At 36.1% G+C, this 14,842-nt stretch carries 17 protein-coding genes; 8 read left to right on the forward strand and 9 right to left on the reverse strand.

The features are described from left to right. Nucleotides 1-82: 82 nt before the first annotated feature. Nucleotides 83-331 carry a hypothetical protein gene (locus O1A01_RS03565; protein ID WP_270065562.1) on the reverse strand — a complete coding sequence of 83 codons (249 nt, stop codon included), beginning with the start codon at nt 329-331 and terminating at the stop codon, nt 83-85. Between the two features lie 610 nt (nt 332-941). On the opposite strand from O1A01_RS03565, the gene O1A01_RS03570 reads away from it, so the two are divergent. Further along, the gene (locus O1A01_RS03570; RefSeq protein WP_270065563.1) at nt 942-1,385 is read left to right on the forward strand and encodes a hypothetical protein; all 444 of its coding nucleotides are present in this window, start codon (nt 942-944) and stop codon (nt 1,383-1,385) included. A 252-nt stretch (nt 1,386-1,637) separates the two neighbouring features. On the opposite strand, the gene O1A01_RS03575 is transcribed toward O1A01_RS03570, so the two are convergent. Both O1A01_RS03575 and O1A01_RS03580 read right to left on the reverse strand, forming a co-directional pair. After that, complete coding sequence (locus tag O1A01_RS03575; protein WP_270065564.1) at nt 1,638-3,146, reverse strand: class I adenylate-forming enzyme family protein; 1,509 nt, start codon at nt 3,144-3,146, stop codon at nt 1,638-1,640. Further along, complete coding sequence (locus O1A01_RS03580) at nt 3,146-3,544, reverse strand: MerR family DNA-binding protein (protein WP_270065565.1); 399 nt, start codon at nt 3,542-3,544, stop codon at nt 3,146-3,148. The genes O1A01_RS03575 and O1A01_RS03580 overlap by 1 nt, the downstream gene beginning before the upstream one ends. Before the next feature lie 137 nt (nt 3,545-3,681). Here O1A01_RS03580 and O1A01_RS03585 point away from each other — a divergent pair, with 137 nt between their 5' ends. Both O1A01_RS03585 and O1A01_RS03590 read left to right on the forward strand, forming a co-directional pair. After that, a complete protein-coding gene (locus O1A01_RS03585; RefSeq protein WP_270065566.1) occupies nt 3,682-5,295 on the forward strand; it encodes an acyl-CoA dehydrogenase family protein in 1,614 nt (537 codons plus the stop codon). Between the two features lie 159 nt (nt 5,296-5,454). Beyond that, the gene (locus tag O1A01_RS03590) at nt 5,455-6,054 is read left to right on the forward strand and encodes a DnaA N-terminal domain-containing protein (protein ID WP_066417029.1); all 600 of its coding nucleotides are present in this window, start codon (nt 5,455-5,457) and stop codon (nt 6,052-6,054) included. A gap of 206 nt (nt 6,055-6,260) precedes the next feature. Here the strand turns inward: O1A01_RS03590 and O1A01_RS03595 are convergent, their stop codons facing one another. From O1A01_RS03595 to O1A01_RS03615, 5 genes are all read right to left on the reverse strand, one after another. Further along, entirely contained in the window at nt 6,261-6,521 is a 261-nt protein-coding gene (locus O1A01_RS03595) for a DUF5348 domain-containing protein (RefSeq protein ID WP_270064411.1), read from the reverse strand. Further along, nucleotides 6,518-7,318, reverse strand: a complete 801-nt coding sequence (locus tag O1A01_RS03600) for an ExeA family protein (protein WP_270064412.1) — start codon at nt 7,316-7,318, stop codon at nt 6,518-6,520. The genes O1A01_RS03595 and O1A01_RS03600 overlap by 4 nt, the downstream gene beginning before the upstream one ends. After that, nucleotides 7,311-8,564, reverse strand: a complete 1,254-nt coding sequence (locus tag O1A01_RS03605) for a DDE-type integrase/transposase/recombinase (protein ID WP_270064413.1) — start codon at nt 8,562-8,564, stop codon at nt 7,311-7,313. The genes O1A01_RS03600 and O1A01_RS03605 overlap by 8 nt, the downstream gene beginning before the upstream one ends. Nucleotides 8,565-8,697: 133 nt before the next feature. After that, nucleotides 8,698-9,228 carry a transposase gene (locus O1A01_RS03610; RefSeq protein WP_270064414.1) on the reverse strand — a complete coding sequence of 177 codons (531 nt, stop codon included), beginning with the start codon at nt 9,226-9,228 and terminating at the stop codon, nt 8,698-8,700. Between the two features lie 498 nt (nt 9,229-9,726). After that, nucleotides 9,727-10,368, reverse strand: a complete 642-nt coding sequence (locus O1A01_RS03615) for a lysoplasmalogenase (protein ID WP_270065567.1) — start codon at nt 10,366-10,368, stop codon at nt 9,727-9,729. 152 nt (nt 10,369-10,520) lie between these two features. On the opposite strand from O1A01_RS03615, the gene O1A01_RS03620 reads away from it, so the two are divergent. Next, a complete protein-coding gene (locus O1A01_RS03620; RefSeq protein WP_270065568.1) occupies nt 10,521-10,769 on the forward strand; it encodes a hypothetical protein in 249 nt (82 codons plus the stop codon). Nucleotides 10,770-10,840: 71 nt separating this feature from the next. Here O1A01_RS03620 and O1A01_RS03625 read toward each other — a convergent pair whose 3' ends face one another. After that, entirely contained in the window at nt 10,841-11,704 is an 864-nt protein-coding gene (locus O1A01_RS03625; RefSeq protein WP_066417033.1) for a DegV family protein, read from the reverse strand. Between the two features lie 177 nt (nt 11,705-11,881). Here O1A01_RS03625 and O1A01_RS03630 point away from each other — a divergent pair, with 177 nt between their 5' ends. The 4 genes from O1A01_RS03630 (at nt 11,882) to O1A01_RS03645 (ending at nt 14,542) form a co-directional block, all read left to right on the forward strand. Further along, the gene (locus O1A01_RS03630) at nt 11,882-12,928 is read left to right on the forward strand and encodes a DUF4362 domain-containing protein (protein WP_270065569.1); all 1,047 of its coding nucleotides are present in this window, start codon (nt 11,882-11,884) and stop codon (nt 12,926-12,928) included. Nucleotides 12,929-12,974: 46 nt separating this feature from the next. Continuing rightward, nucleotides 12,975-13,451 carry a GNAT family N-acetyltransferase gene (locus O1A01_RS03635; RefSeq protein WP_270065570.1) on the forward strand — a complete coding sequence of 159 codons (477 nt, stop codon included), beginning with the start codon at nt 12,975-12,977 and terminating at the stop codon, nt 13,449-13,451. A gap of 484 nt (nt 13,452-13,935) precedes the next feature. After that, complete coding sequence (locus O1A01_RS03640) at nt 13,936-14,199, forward strand: hypothetical protein (protein WP_270065571.1); 264 nt, start codon at nt 13,936-13,938, stop codon at nt 14,197-14,199. A gap of 118 nt (nt 14,200-14,317) precedes the next feature. Continuing rightward, on the forward strand, nt 14,318-14,542 hold the full coding sequence (locus O1A01_RS03645) for a hypothetical protein (RefSeq protein WP_443081796.1): 225 nt from the start codon (nt 14,318-14,320) through the stop codon (nt 14,540-14,542). Nucleotides 14,543-14,842: the final 300 nt, after the last annotated feature.

Raw genomic sequence — 14,842 nt, forward strand, 5'->3', positions numbered from 1 at the left:
AAGTGGAATCAGACATCTCTTTCTTGTGGAACTACCTTAACGAAATATAAAAGTACCCTCGAAAGGATGCTCTAAACTCTTATTATTCTAGAGATTCTACATAATCAATACCGTGTACTGTAGGTTTAATTTGTATATAGTTACCCATTTGAGTACAGGTTATTAAACCTTTTTCTTGTAAATATTGATAAGCTAAATCTTTTTCTTTATCGGCTCGTAATTCTTCCTTAGTCTGAGTAAATGGTGCTCCATTTTTTTTAAAGTAGTTTTCATATACTTCTTCCAAAAGATTCTTTCTCAAGTCTTTTCTTTGATTGATACTTAAAGGCATTTGTGCCACCCCCTCTCTCGACAATTATGAATAAAAGAAATTATGTGGACGATTCCTATCGGTTGTCAAATAATGAGATTACTTACTTCTTATTGCACGCTTCGCCCTTTAGAAATTATAAGAGTAGACCAAGCCAAAGATATTCCTATAATGAATTTTTATTAGACAAAAAACAATGTCCCCTCGTCCTATCAAAAGCTGAAATAACAGTTCTTCCCATTGTTTTAATCTATAAAAATAGTATTCAACTTCTTCTGTTAAATGTGGATAACATGTTATTAACGCATAGTCATCAATTGCCCCACTTATTCTAGTCAAAGAAACTATCTAATCTATAACCTGTAACTGATCTTGAGGGTAGCACTTCTTCAATTGTACCATTCACAATGATTTTGGACTCTGTTATCTGCTCATCCGGTGTTCTAAACTTTTCTGATCCTTCTAATACACCACCACGCCTTTTCACATATTTTCTAAAATGGTAAATTTTGATAATATAAATCTAACATAAGTTTGATTGGTTATTTATAAATTGGAAGAAAGGTGGAAGGTTAGTGAGGTTTGTAATTTGTTAATTTATATTGATACCATATGTTAGAGGAGGTATTTTATGAGAAAAGGTATTTGGATTGAGATTAGTATAATATTAATTGTTGTAATCGGTATTTGGGGTTATCAATCTTACAGCAAAAATAAGACGACAACTATGCAAAAAGAATACGCTAGTTTGTGGAAAGAAGAAAACATCATCCCGCAAATAGAAATTCGTACAAATGAAGAAACAATGTTATTAACAGATGAAAAAGAAATAAAATCATTAATAGATACATTGGAAAAACTGACATTAAAGAAGAATGATGAAATACCACTATCAAAAGAAGAGTATAGAGTTGATATTCGTATAACCACACCTCACAAAAAACTTGAAGATGTTTCAGAAACTTCAAAAATTTTCCTTCCATTAGGTGAAGACTTTGTAGGTAGATTTGATGTAATAGAAGAAAATTACTTATATGAACACATTAAAAGCCTTTTAGATACTAGTGATAATTGAAACTAGTGGAGCGGTAAAATAACGTGCCATGTGAAAAGCAAGATGGTTCTATGCGGTCGACCGAATAAGGGGAGTGTCTAATGTGCTAGTTTCTATAACAGAACTAGCCAAACACGCTTGCCGATGAAGTGAAGAAAGTACCACAATCCGTCACATCACCGACAAAAGAACGGTCCCTCGGTTTCACCTTCAAAATGAAAACGGGAGAACCGCTTTATGTAAGTAATGTAATAGTACGATTAGCGCCTATGTTTAAGATTTCAAAATAGCACTATGCTCTTTCTTCACTTGCTGCTTAAGGATTTTCCCACTTGCGTTACGAGGGAGTTGCTCGACGAAAGCGTATTGGCGTGGGCATTTGTAGTCGGCAAGGTATGTGCTTACAAATCCCTGCAATTCTTCTTCGGTTACGTCGCCTTTTGGAACGACAATTGCTTTTACGGTTTCGCCCCATTCTTCGTGTGGCACGCCGATAACGCACGATTCTAGTACACTATCATGCTTGGCTAATACTTCTTCGACTTCACGCGGGTAAATGTTTACACCACCGGAAATGATAATATCTTTCTTTCGGTCTACGATGTACATGTATCCGTCTTCGTCTTTGTAGGCGATGTCGCCCGTGTACACCCAACCGTCACGGATAACTGCTTTTGTTTCTGCCTCGTTATGGTCATAACCTAACATGAGGCTGTCTCCTGTTAAAAGAACTTCCCCATATTCATTCGGAGCCGTATCTTCGCCTTGCTCGTTTACAACGCGGATTTCCATATTCACGGTAGGATATTTTCCGATACTACCAGCTTTCGTTAAATGCTCCTCTGGTTTTAATAAAATACCGTTAGGACCAACTTCCGTTAATCCGTATACTTGGTAGAAGTTTTCGTTTTGGAACGCTTTTTTCACATGATGGTAGCTTGCTAGTGCTAGCGGTCCGCCGCCATAAGCGAATACACGCATACTAGATAAATCGTACGTTGCTAAGTCTGGATCTTTGGAAGCGAAAAGGTATGCAACAGGTGCTGCGAATGAGAATGTCGTTTTTTCTTCTTGAATGTAAGATAAAAATGCTTTCGGAGTAAAGTCGTCAATTACGTGTGCGGTGCCACTATATAATCCGCTTAAGAAAAAGGTGTTTAACGGTGCGGAGTGAGATAGTGGCATTAAATTTAACATTTTGTCGTTGTTGGAAAGGTTAAATGTTTGAGAAATAGCTGTTGCAATCGCAAGCAAGCGTTCATGGTTAAAAAGTACACCTTTAGGAATACCTGTCGTTCCAGATGTAAATAAAATTTCGCAAACGTCACGAGAATCGATTGGTATATTTAAGTTTGTTTTTTCAAACGAAGCAGCACTATTCAATAGCTCTTGAATCGGTAAAAGGAGGTGGTCAAGTTGAGATGCAAGAGGTATGGAGCTAACCGTTTCCTGTAATTCACTTTCATACATAACGCCAATCGCTTTACAGTTTGTAAGAATCGCATGGAGCTCGGATGCAGTTAGCCGAATGTTAAGTGGCATTGGGATAGCGCCAATTTTCATAAGTGAGAAAAAAGCATAAAAGAAATGTTCGTTGTTCCGTGACATAATGGCAATACGGTCCCCGCGTTTAACCCCATTTTGGAGTAAATTTCTCGCAAGTTGGTTCGAGTTGTTATTCATTTCCTCATATGTAAGCCGAGTGTTGGCTGTAATAAAAGCCTCTTTCTTCCCGTACTTTCTTGCATTTCTTTCTAACAAACCGTGAATAGTAACTCCCATTATTTCATCTCCTTTTCATTTGTCTCTAATAAATAGCTCTGTTTATGCGCTTCGATCTCGTCTTTTAACACTTGAAGCTCAAGAATTTGCTCTTCCAATTCGATTAGTTTTTTGTCTGCATACGCTAGTATTCTATTTTTTTCATCAGCTCCTTTCGGGTTATGTTCGTAAAGGTCCACCATGTCTTTAATTTCTTGAAGGCTAAACCCTAGTTTTTTTCCACGAAGAATTAATTTCAGTCTTCTTCTCTGCTGGTTGGAATATTGTCGTTGCTTTGTTGCGCTATCTCGTTCTTTCGATACAAGCATGCCGATCTCTTCATAATATCTGATTGTTCTCGAGCTTATATCGAAAAGGGAAGCTAATTCTTGTATGGAAAAAAACTTTTGCTCTGTCATTTCTTTCATCCTCCTAGTTGACGTTAACGTAAACTTAACTTTATAATAAAAGTAATTAACAGAATTGTCAATAAATTTTAAGTCAAAAGTGGGCCAAGGGGACAGGTTTCTAATAAATGAACTAAGGGGTGATTGTGATGAATGTAGTTCAACAAGATGAGAAGGCTAGAGGAGAAAACACGTATTCATTTAAAAATTTTGTAGAGGCGCGGGATAATTCCGATTGGTATGCAGATGATCCGTTTGTGCAAAAAGTGTTGAAAAAATATGCGGGGACGCAGTTTGAAACGGTAGAGAAATCAGTGAAAGAATTTTCGCCAGTAGTCTCTAAAAATTGGAATAAGCTTGCGGAGAAAAACGCGCGTCCAGAAGCACGTCCGTACATGTTGCATTATGATGCGTTTAACAACCGAATCGACCGTATTGTCCGCCCGCATGAATTGTTACAACTAGAAAAAGGTTTGTTCGGGGAAGGTTTATTTTCAAGCGGAATGCCAGCGTGGGAAAGTTTTACGAAGCGTTTACTAATCCACCAACTAGGCGAGGCTGGGGTAACTTGTCCGATGACATGTACACACGGATTGATTGCGTTGTTGGAGCAGTTTCCGAGTGAAGATCACCCTGAGTTGCAAGAAATTTTAGAGCATGCAAAAGAAGGCTTGAATGGCGAGTTTGCGATTGGCGCTCAGTTTATGACAGAAATTCAAGGTGGCTCTGACTTACCGAAAAATGTCGTAGAGGCTGTTCCTGATGGGAAGAACTATCGTATTTATGGGAATAAGTTTTTCTGCTCGGTTGCTCATGCCGACTATACGGTGATCACAGCGCGAATCAGCGATACCGACAAAATCGGGACGTTTATCGTTCCAGCATGGTTACCAGGCGATAAAGAAAAAGAGATTCGCAATGGCTACAAGATTAATAGAATTAAGTGGAAGTTAGGGACGGCAGAAGTTCCGACAGGTGAAATTGATTATGATGGGGCACTTGCTTATCCTGTTGGTCCACAAGATCGCGGCATTGCGGTAGCGGTTGGTATCTTGTTGACGTTATCACGGTTAGAAATTGGTATTGCTTGTGCTGGGTTTATGCTGAGGGCAGCAAGAGAAGCGAATTTATATGGAGACTTCCGCACCGTATTTGGGAAGAAAGTGAAAGATTATCCGTTATCGGCTGCTACGTTAAAAAGAATAGAAGAAGCAGCACATCGAACGACTGCTGGCGCGTTTAAAGTGTATGATTTATTTTTAAAGCTAGAAAAACCGTTGAATCCAGGCATTAAAAGTGACCAGCCGTTAGAAGTTCAAAAGCAATTGTTTAATTTCCGTGAGCTAGTGTTGTTGCAAAAAATATGTACGACGAACGAAGGAACGGAAGTGTTGCGTGAGGCTATCTCTGTGTTTGGTGGACACGGGGTGATGGAAGAGTTTTCGTCCTTGCCACGTATTTTCAGAGATGTCGTCGTGAACGAGCAATGGGAAGGACCTCGTAATCTATTATTAACGCAAATCTATAGAGATTTGAAGCGAGTGCAAGAGTGGTATCCAGCAAGGGAGTTTGTTGCGAGAGTATTAAAGGGTGCAACAGTGGAAGAAGTAGAGGAATTTAGTGCAAGATTAGAAGACTTACTGGCGCGACCGGTGATAGGGGAAGTAACAGATGCGTCTATGGAAGCGGCTGTCGAATGGGACGTATTTTGTAACGAGTTTTTTAAAGCGTTTCAGCGAGTTGCGGTTGCGGAGATTGGATAAAAACACATAAGTTACATTCCCCCCTCACAACTACTGGAGTTATGAGGGTTTTTTTAGTTAAGGCTATTAATTAAGTGGACGAGGGATCAATGTAACTTTTTCCTAATGTTTACAAAGACTTTTGTTCTAACTACAATAAAGCAAAGGGGTGAATTTTTTATGAGCGAAACAATTAGTAAAAAAATATACAAGCAAATTGATGAAGAACGAATTATAGATGCATTGGAAGATGGAAATTGGGATGATGCCTTTGTATTATTCAAATATTCGGTTCTTACTAAAGAAGAATTTAGCGAGTTACAGCAATTAAACACTAACTACGGTGCATTTGAAAAACAAATGAAGGATTATGTAAAGAAAACAGAAATGGAAAAACTAGAGAAAGCATTTAGGGACGGCAAAGACAAGGAAGCAGAAGTTCTATTTTATTTTTCAGACCATTTGACTGTGAAGGACTTCACTGAGATTAAGCGAAAATGGAGAGTTCCTAATAAGGAAGAAATGGAGCTTACAGAGGAGCAAGTCGATGATAATTGGAAGAAAATATTAGAGGGAATAAAGGCTGAAATATCTAAGCCTTCATTTGATACTTGGTTTAGACAGACAAAAGGTGAATTGGTGGATGGAGTTTTAGTTATTGGTTGTGCGAACGAATTTCAATTGGATTGGTTGGAGACAAGATACAGTGACCTAATATTAGAGGTTGCGGAAAAAATATTTGGCACTAAATATAACCTTCGATTCGTGAATAGAGAGTAGTAAAAAGTTAGATGTATTGAGCTAAAAAAATATAATGATTAATAGTTTTGTTTAGGTTACTTGTAAACGAGCACATTGTTTCAGCACCTCTTTTTCAAATTAATTCAGAACATAATCTGAGATAATGTGCTCGTTTTTCCATTATATTTCGGAATGTGCAAAATCTTATTCATTTTATTTCAGATTTTATTGATAAAGAAAAGACCCTAAAACGGGTCCTCGACTTCCAAATAATTTTGTGGATTCACTTGTACCTTATATATATGTTGAACATGTAATACAAACATTACTTCTCCCTCTAAGGTGACAAACCAATCAAAGTCCTTCTCAAGGTATGCTTGAAAATATTGATTTTGAACGAGTAACTCAAAAGAATCACCTTGCTGTAACCAATAGGCTTTATGTTCAATCCACAATCTCCATTCCTGTACCTCATGATCATAGATTAGTATCCCTTTTTTCATCATAAGCCACTATCCTCAATTGCCAGACGTACAACTTCTTCATCTACTTGTTCTTTTTTTAGTTGTGACCCGAATAATAAGCTATTTATCGATAATGAATTAATTACTCGTGGCCACCCCTGTGAACGGGAAGCGATAGCCTCAATGGCTTCGTCCGTGAAAATCGGCATTTTCGCTCCTGCTAACTTCATATGGTGTTGAATATACTCTCTTACTTCTTCTTTTGATAAAGGCTGTATCTCGTATTTCATAATCATTCGTTGTGCTAGAGGTCGATGATGATTAAGGGCGATTCGTGTTTTTAAGTGTGGCAGTCCAGCTAAAACTAGAATATAAGGATTCGTTGAATCCATCTGGAAGTTAAAGAGAATCGCTAAATCTTGTAGAAAGGCATCTTTCGCCATATGCATTTCATCTAATATAAAGACGGGAGTGATTTTACGCTCTTGAGCCATTCGTTCAATACCTTGTTGTATTTGCCTAAATAAATCCACCTTACGAAACTTTGGTTCTTCTCCTAAGCCATAAACTAAGCCTCGATAAAAATCCATTACTCCCCCTGTAGAGAGTGGAAAATAGACTACATGATATAACGAGGGATTTAAAGATTCTTTAAAGGTGCGCAATGTAAAAGTTTTTCCTGCACCTGGATCTCCAATGAGAATACCCATTCCTTTTGACTTTTTAAGATAATCTAGGGCCCCTATGGCACCTTGATAGTCTGTGGAAGCGAAGGCATCTGTTGAACGTAATTCCTTTGAAAAGGGAGCTTGGGATAAGGAATAAAAAGACTTATACATCTATGACTTCCCCCTTTCCTGCTGATAACGTAAAAGGAGACCGAACCCGTTTGACATGGGCATTATCACTCATAGATACTGGTATAGCTTCAGCTACCTTTTTATCATCTTCAAAAATAAATATTCCTTTTTCATCGAATCGGACATCAATTGATTGACCAATGAAACGAGGAGGTACTTCATAAAGTTGTTTATTTAATGTAATGGTACTATCTGCTTTTACTTTTCGATGTTCCCGTTTCAAAAAGATGGAGTCCAAAATAGACGTGTTGTCTAGGAATTTCACATTTTCTAATTGAGATTGATAGACTTCATGTGGCGTTTTTCCATCCAGGGAAGCGTGAACTCTTCGGTGATAATCTACCTCTAACCATCTCCAAAACCTTTCATTCAGTTCTTCTAAGGAATGAACTGGCTTTGCCTGAAGTAGGGGATAAAACCTTGTTTGAATCGTTTTGAAAAGCCTTTCTATTTTTCCTTTCGCCCTAGGATCGTACGGTTGCGTATGGGCTAACGTAATTCCTAATTGTGCACACGCATATTGAAGTGTTTCCGAACGATAAATTTTCCCGTTATCCGCATAAATGATGGTGGGGTTTCCTCTCCTGAGGAGTGCCTCTTTTGTCACGACTCTTAACCCATCAAACTTTTCTGACGAGAAAAATTGACCGTGGGGAACGAGGCGTGAACAGTCATCTATATAGGCAATGAGAAATGTCTTTTTCTTCTTGCCATCTATTGGTATATAGGGGCCATGAGACAAATCTGCCTGCCACAAAACATTGACTCGTTCATGGGCAAACCTTTTCCGTTCAGGAGTAGCCAAAATATTTTTCCCTACTAAGTTGTGTTTTTTCAGTAATCGGTTTATAGTAGAGTAAGATATTTGATTTTTGTTGATTTCTCCTAGCTCGATGAGATGTTCGTAGAAAACACTCACTGGCATATGGAGAAATTTTTTTCGTATTTCAAGAATTTGATCTTGATCATCAGGAGATAATCTTCTAGAATTCCCCTGGTCTGCCCGTTTCTTTGGCTTTAATGCCTCGAACCCATGTCGGCGATAATGAAGCAGCCACTCTTTTATTGTTTTTTCTGCCACTTTCCTTTCCCCATAATAAGGAATGGAATGAAGCTTACCCTCCAAGCCTTTAAAATATTCCTTCGGATCAACTTGTTCATTAAATAATGGGGAAATCAACCCATATCGAAATAAGGCCACCTGTTCACGTTCTTTTTCATTCATGGAATCTTCCTCCTTTTTATAGAAGGACGACCGGTCATCCATGATTCTTATTCTACTTTTTTCGATATTTTCTGACTATGAAAAAGGTATGTGGGATAAACAATATTTTCTAAATCACTCAAATATGATAGAATTAATTTGCCATAAAGTATGTTGATAAATGACCTTGTGACCTTCGCAAGAAAGGTGATTCGCCAAAATCAGAGATCATTTTCATATATTTTGTGGCTTCTTTTATAATGTTTCCTGACATTGCGCTAACCAGCCCGATATCGATAAAGAAGCTATGTATCCAATTTATCCCCTTAAGATAACGCTTGTAGTAAAAACTTACTAGTTGACGACTGCCCTTTGCTTTTTTCTTTTGAAGCACATGTTTTACCCTATCTAAAACCGTATGAACAGTATGTTGAAAATATGGTAGGAGAAAGTCTGGTAGAATAGAAATATTCACTTTACATTGTAAACATTTAATGCGACAAATAGGGATTCGTAATGTAACATCGTCGGTTATCCCATAACGCCAATAATATCCGTTACGATGAAGATTTCCATGTGCAGGGCAATGGCAATTTGAGCATTCATCCAATAAAGGAAACTCGTTCTCTATCCCTCTTTCACCATATTCCACTAATCCAATGCCAAAATCATAAGAAATGATCATAAAAAAACCTCCCCTTGTAATATGCAAAAAATTTAGCACATTATTTTAGAGAAGTATAGATGTTACTCCGGAGAAATTTGCAAAATTTAGTTGTATATTGGAGGAGAAAAAGTGACTGTTTACAGGTTACTTTCAAAAATGTGTGGACGACCAGTCCCCTTTACTGAATAAAAGTGAGAGGTAAACCTAAAAAAACTTGGGCGTAACCTCTCATCGAAGAATTATCAATTTGCTTTTGCTTAATACTAACTTAAACTTCTATAAGTTAAAGAGAAAAATAATATCAGTAGCAACACGTAGTAAGTAAGTTTCTCTGCTTTCTTTTGAGGCCGTTTTTCAATTAATGTGTAAAGAAGTAATACAATTACCACAGATAAAATTATAGAGGGGGCAAGGTGTTCCAAATAAAGTTCCTCCAGTCAGTTACATTTTCCCTAATATGCATGAGTCTTTCAGTGCAAAGGTAGCTACAGCTCCTTCAGTAGTTGTTAAAGCCTACTATTGTCCACCAATACTTATAGCAAACAACAACTGAGCAGTAAAATAAGTGCTCATTACAAAATAGTCTGCTAGTCTAAATCTAACCTTAAATTTATTTACAGCTAATATAGCATCTGAAACGAAAAATAAGAAAGCAGCTGCAATAAGTATTTTTGTACCCGTCATAATCGCTAAACTTACCATTGTTGTGATTATAATGATATAAAAGGCAACAGCGAAAAGAAGCTTCTTGCCTCCTTCTTTTCGTACATTTGGAAATAAGTAAAAATACAAAATAACTGCCAATAAAATAAGTGCTACTACTAAAAGAAAGATGTTAAATGAAAATGTAAAACTAAACGAAACAATAAATCCAACTATATATAGAATATGGGCAATAAGGAAACTAACTAGCCCATGGATAAACCATTTTTCACGTAGCATTAAGAAAATATCTCCAATTAGGGAAAACACTAATGCTGATAGCACCCAGTAGCTAAAAGTTGTACTAAGACCAGATTCAGTAATGGCCAGGATTATAATTAAAATCATGGTACCTGGTTTCCATATAAACTTATAAATCTTGTTTTCATAATATAGGGCAAAAACAAGATATAAAATTGCTGATATTACAATAAGCGTAATTAACATGGAATTCATGGTCTTCCTCCTTCATACTCCATTTTCCCCTGAGTAGTACGTATCCCCTTTACAATACTGTATAACAAACGGAGAAAGAATAGTATGAAAGATATTTATTAGGTAACGAAGCAACGGGATGGGAAATTGGTGATATTAAGGTTGAAGATGTGATGCTTCAGGGATTAAGCACTCGTCATAAAATACTAAATGAGATTAAAACCAACAAAGAATTACCAGTTTCTTTTGGGAAATTTACAAGTGAGGAAATAAACTCTATTGAGGTAACAAAAGATCAAAACTATAAAGATGCAAAAATATATACAAAAAATAGTGATAAATATTATATGGAGGTTAATTCTTATTATCCTATTTTAACAAAAGATAGAAATGGCGAAATCATTGAAAAAATTGGGCATTAACTCTTTAAGAAAACTAAAAGGAAACCGTTTATATAAAGAACGGTCTCCTTCAATGAATAATAAGTCTTTCCTCACTTCTCAACAAAAAACATCGAAATTGCACCTAAGCCGACATGGGTACCAACAGATACTCCCATTTGCATAATATAGATGTCTCCCGAGAAATCGGTGTCCAATTGAATTTTCGTTTTAAGGTTTTCGGCTACTTTAATATCTGATGTATAACCAATGATGATAAAGTCCGTCATTTCTTTGTTATTTCTTTTTACAAACTCCTCTGTGTAATGCTTAAGAACTCTTTTCAGTCCTCTTTCTTTTCCAACTATGGCTCCTTTTCCATCCTTCATCGACATAATTGGCTTTAGCATTAAGATCTTCCCTATTATCGCACTTGCATTAGTGAGTCGGCCACTTTTTATTAAATGATCTAAATCAGCTACAGATAGATAATGTTTTACCTTTTTCTTATAATTTTCATTAAAAGCAACTAATTCTTCAAATGAAGCTCCCTGCTCTCTCATCTTCGCACTTTTCAACACGAGCCAACCGCTTCCATGGCTCATACATTTTGAATCCACTATATGTATCTTAACGTTTGATTCCGGGTTTTCCTCGAAAAAATAATCTTTCGCTAGTACAGCTGATTGATAGGAACCGCTTGTCCCACTAGACATGCATATACATAATATTTCCTTATTACCAGCCTCAACAGCCTTTTTAATTATTTTTAGAAACTCCTCTGGGCTCGGCATTCCTGTTGTCGGAAACTCTGGTAGTGCCTCTAGCATTCCATAAAATTCATCTGGTTGAATATCTATCCTGTCTTTATATACTTTTCCTTCTATATTTATAGTTAAAGGTGCCATGCTGATATCGTACTTTGCCAGTACTTCATCAGATAAATCACATGTTGAATCAGCCATAATTTTTATCAATTTGTATGCCTCCAATATAAAAATCAGCTATCCCTTTTTTTAACATGCCCTTAAAATCATTCTTATATAGATAAAAATCTGTAAGGTGAGAGCAGGAATAAAAGTCAACAAGTTGAATTGTTTTAGATAGGTTAGTGCACCGAGGTGAATCCATGAAAAAAGAGAGGAACCAATCCTATGAGAAAAACGATATACATTCTAATATTTCTTGTTCTAGTAGTATTATCTGCATGTAATAATCAAAGCGGAGAACCACAAAAAAACGCTGAAATTAACGTAAAGGGCTTGAAAAATGTTGATGTTCTGAATAGTCATGGAAGTATTAAAGGGCTAGAAAAAATGAGTAACTTTCATGAAAGTGTACAAAAAGGAGTTCCGTCTAATTTGCGAATTGTGCACTACACGACGGAAGGAGATCCGATCGTAACAGATTTAGATTATAATGGAGAATTTCTTGAAGTGAAGCATGATTCAACTCGTGACAAATTTGGAAGTGGGACAATAACAAGTACTAAATGTGACAATTTGATCGAGGAAGTTAATCCTACGAACACCACCTATATAGCGGTTGATTGTGCTGGTGGTTTTCATGGAATGATAGATATTTTGCAAATTAACTATAACGTGAGCCAACAGGATTTTTTTGAGTTCGAACTGAAATACACGAGTAATGGAAGTGAAACACAAATAAATAGTGACTTTAATATCACAATGGATGTAAAGCAAGAGGTATACAAAAGATTAGTTTATGCAAATTACGTAGACGAAAAAGATTTCATGAAAACTTGTGACAATGAGGATGCGGTGAGTTATTTCTTAAAAGTATATATTAATAACAGTGAGCGCGAATTTGAAATGAGTGCGTGTGATCAAACTATGGATGGCGAGAAGTTTACTAGCATTGCAAATTACATAATGGAACAAGCTGAAAACAAACAAAATATACAAACCGAGGAGACTATTCAAGGGTACGTGTTAGAAATAAGAGACAACGAACTGTTAATTGGGGAAGGGTTAACTATGCTAGATTATGAATGGCTTAAGGATGAATTACCTGAGATAGATTTCAATAACTATATTTTCGACTTTACTATTGTAACAGAAGTAAATACAAAAGATTTTAACCCTGGTGATAAAATCTTAGCAACCATAGAAGGAAGCAAAAGTAATACAGTACCTGGAAGAGCAAAAGTGAAGGGCATTAAGAAAATAGGATTAGACTAGTAATTGAACTGTACTTTCATTAGGAGATTATAGAGGGGTGAAAAATATGGATATATTTATTCGAAATGCCAAGCAAAGCGATTACGAATCGTTGTTGCCTTTATTTAGGCAGATTCATGAATACCACGTATTTGTAAGACCAGATTTGTATAAAGAGAATGACACTCCAGTCGAGAAAGAGTTTTTTGAAAGCCAATTAATTGATGAGAAACAGCATATTTTTGTGGCCAGCATAGACAATGATATAGTTGGCGTTGTAGTGACAAAGGAAGAGGAAGTAACGGAAAATACTTTCGTTAATGCGAGGAAAGTATTATTTATACAGAGTTTATGCGTTGCTGAAACACATAGGAAGAAAGGTATCGGAAAAAAACTAACTCATTATGTTTTTGATTTTGGAAGAAGCCTCAAAGTTGACAGTATCGAATTGGGAGTATCCGAGGAAAATACAGCTGCCATTGAATTTTATAGGTCAATTGGGATGAAAACGAAGAGTAGGAAAATGGAGATTGTATTGAAATAACGGGGAGTTAATTAAACAAGACGAATATTAAACGACAAAAGTTTGGGACGTTTCCTAAGCTTTTTGTTTGCTCTAAGAGGGATTTTTCAAAATACATTAAAGGCATGGTTAATTAACACTCAAGGGGTTGATGGTTACGGGCAAATGATTATCTATTTAAATATATCTGGATGGATATTTAGTGGAATCATTTTTTTAGGATTTATTTGGGTTGGTAATAAGATTCATAGATCTTTGAAAGTAAATGATTTTAATCCTCCCGTAACTAGTTAAAAGGTATGATGGAACTATTGTTTATGTTTGTATACATACAAAGTGAGCATCTATAATAATACAATTAATGTGAAACTTACATCTTGTTCATCATTCGTACTACAAGAGACGAGGGGATATTTCCTGTTCCTCCTATATAAATACTTCTAATTAACTCTTATAAATAAAGGTGATATGATTAATATAAAAGAATAGATAGGTGGTGTGATAAATGAAGTGGGAACAAGTGCGTGAGCAGTATCCGGAGCAATGGGTACTTATCGAAGCCATCTCTGCATACTCAGAAAATTCAATTCGATATCCAGAGGAATTATCTGTTATTTCAAACTTCCCCGATTCAACTACTGCATGGAAAGAATACCAAAAACTACATTTAGCAGAACCTTCACGTGAATACTATATTTTTCATACTGACATTGACATACTTGAAGTTGAGGAGCAAAAATTTGTAGGAGTATGGAGACGACTACAATGAAAATGACTATGCAGGGAGGTTTGCTGCTTCTCTTGTGTAAAAAGGGCGATACAATGTGGGGCGAGGAGTCATTTATACAGATATTTTTTAATAAAGTACTAGAGGAGGGAGTCTAATCATGAAATGGCAAGATGTTAGAGAACTATTTCCTAATCAATTTGTGTTAGTTTCTATTCTGGAATATCGTGAAGAAGGGAATAGGAAAGTCGTGGATGAAGTACACCGATTAGGACTATTTCTGATCAAGATGCTAAAAAAGTATTTTTCCATGCCAAGGAAGGAACTTGTGTTTATCATACTTCTAATGAAGAATTTATTATTAACATTCGAAGAGAACCATTAATGAAAGTGAGAAGGTTGAATTGAAACTTGCCTACAATGGACAACTTCTTACTACGTCACTAATTATAACCTTTTTGATCACAATGAATTATTCGGATTGGATATTTTAAAAACATTTAAAAGTTAATAACACCCGTGCTCTAAACCGTCACTTTAACCCCAAAAACAAAAATATATACCTTTCAAATTCCTTTAGATTAATAGCTTAACTTAACTTCTCATGCTCCAAATGAATAATGTTAACCTTAATAATAGTAGTGATTTTATAAAGCTTTAAATAAGATGATTAAATTTATTGTGT

This window comes from Sutcliffiella sp. NC1 (assembly GCF_027594365.1).
Taxonomy (GTDB): Bacteria; Bacillota; Bacilli; order Bacillales; family Bacillaceae_I; genus Sutcliffiella; species Sutcliffiella cohnii.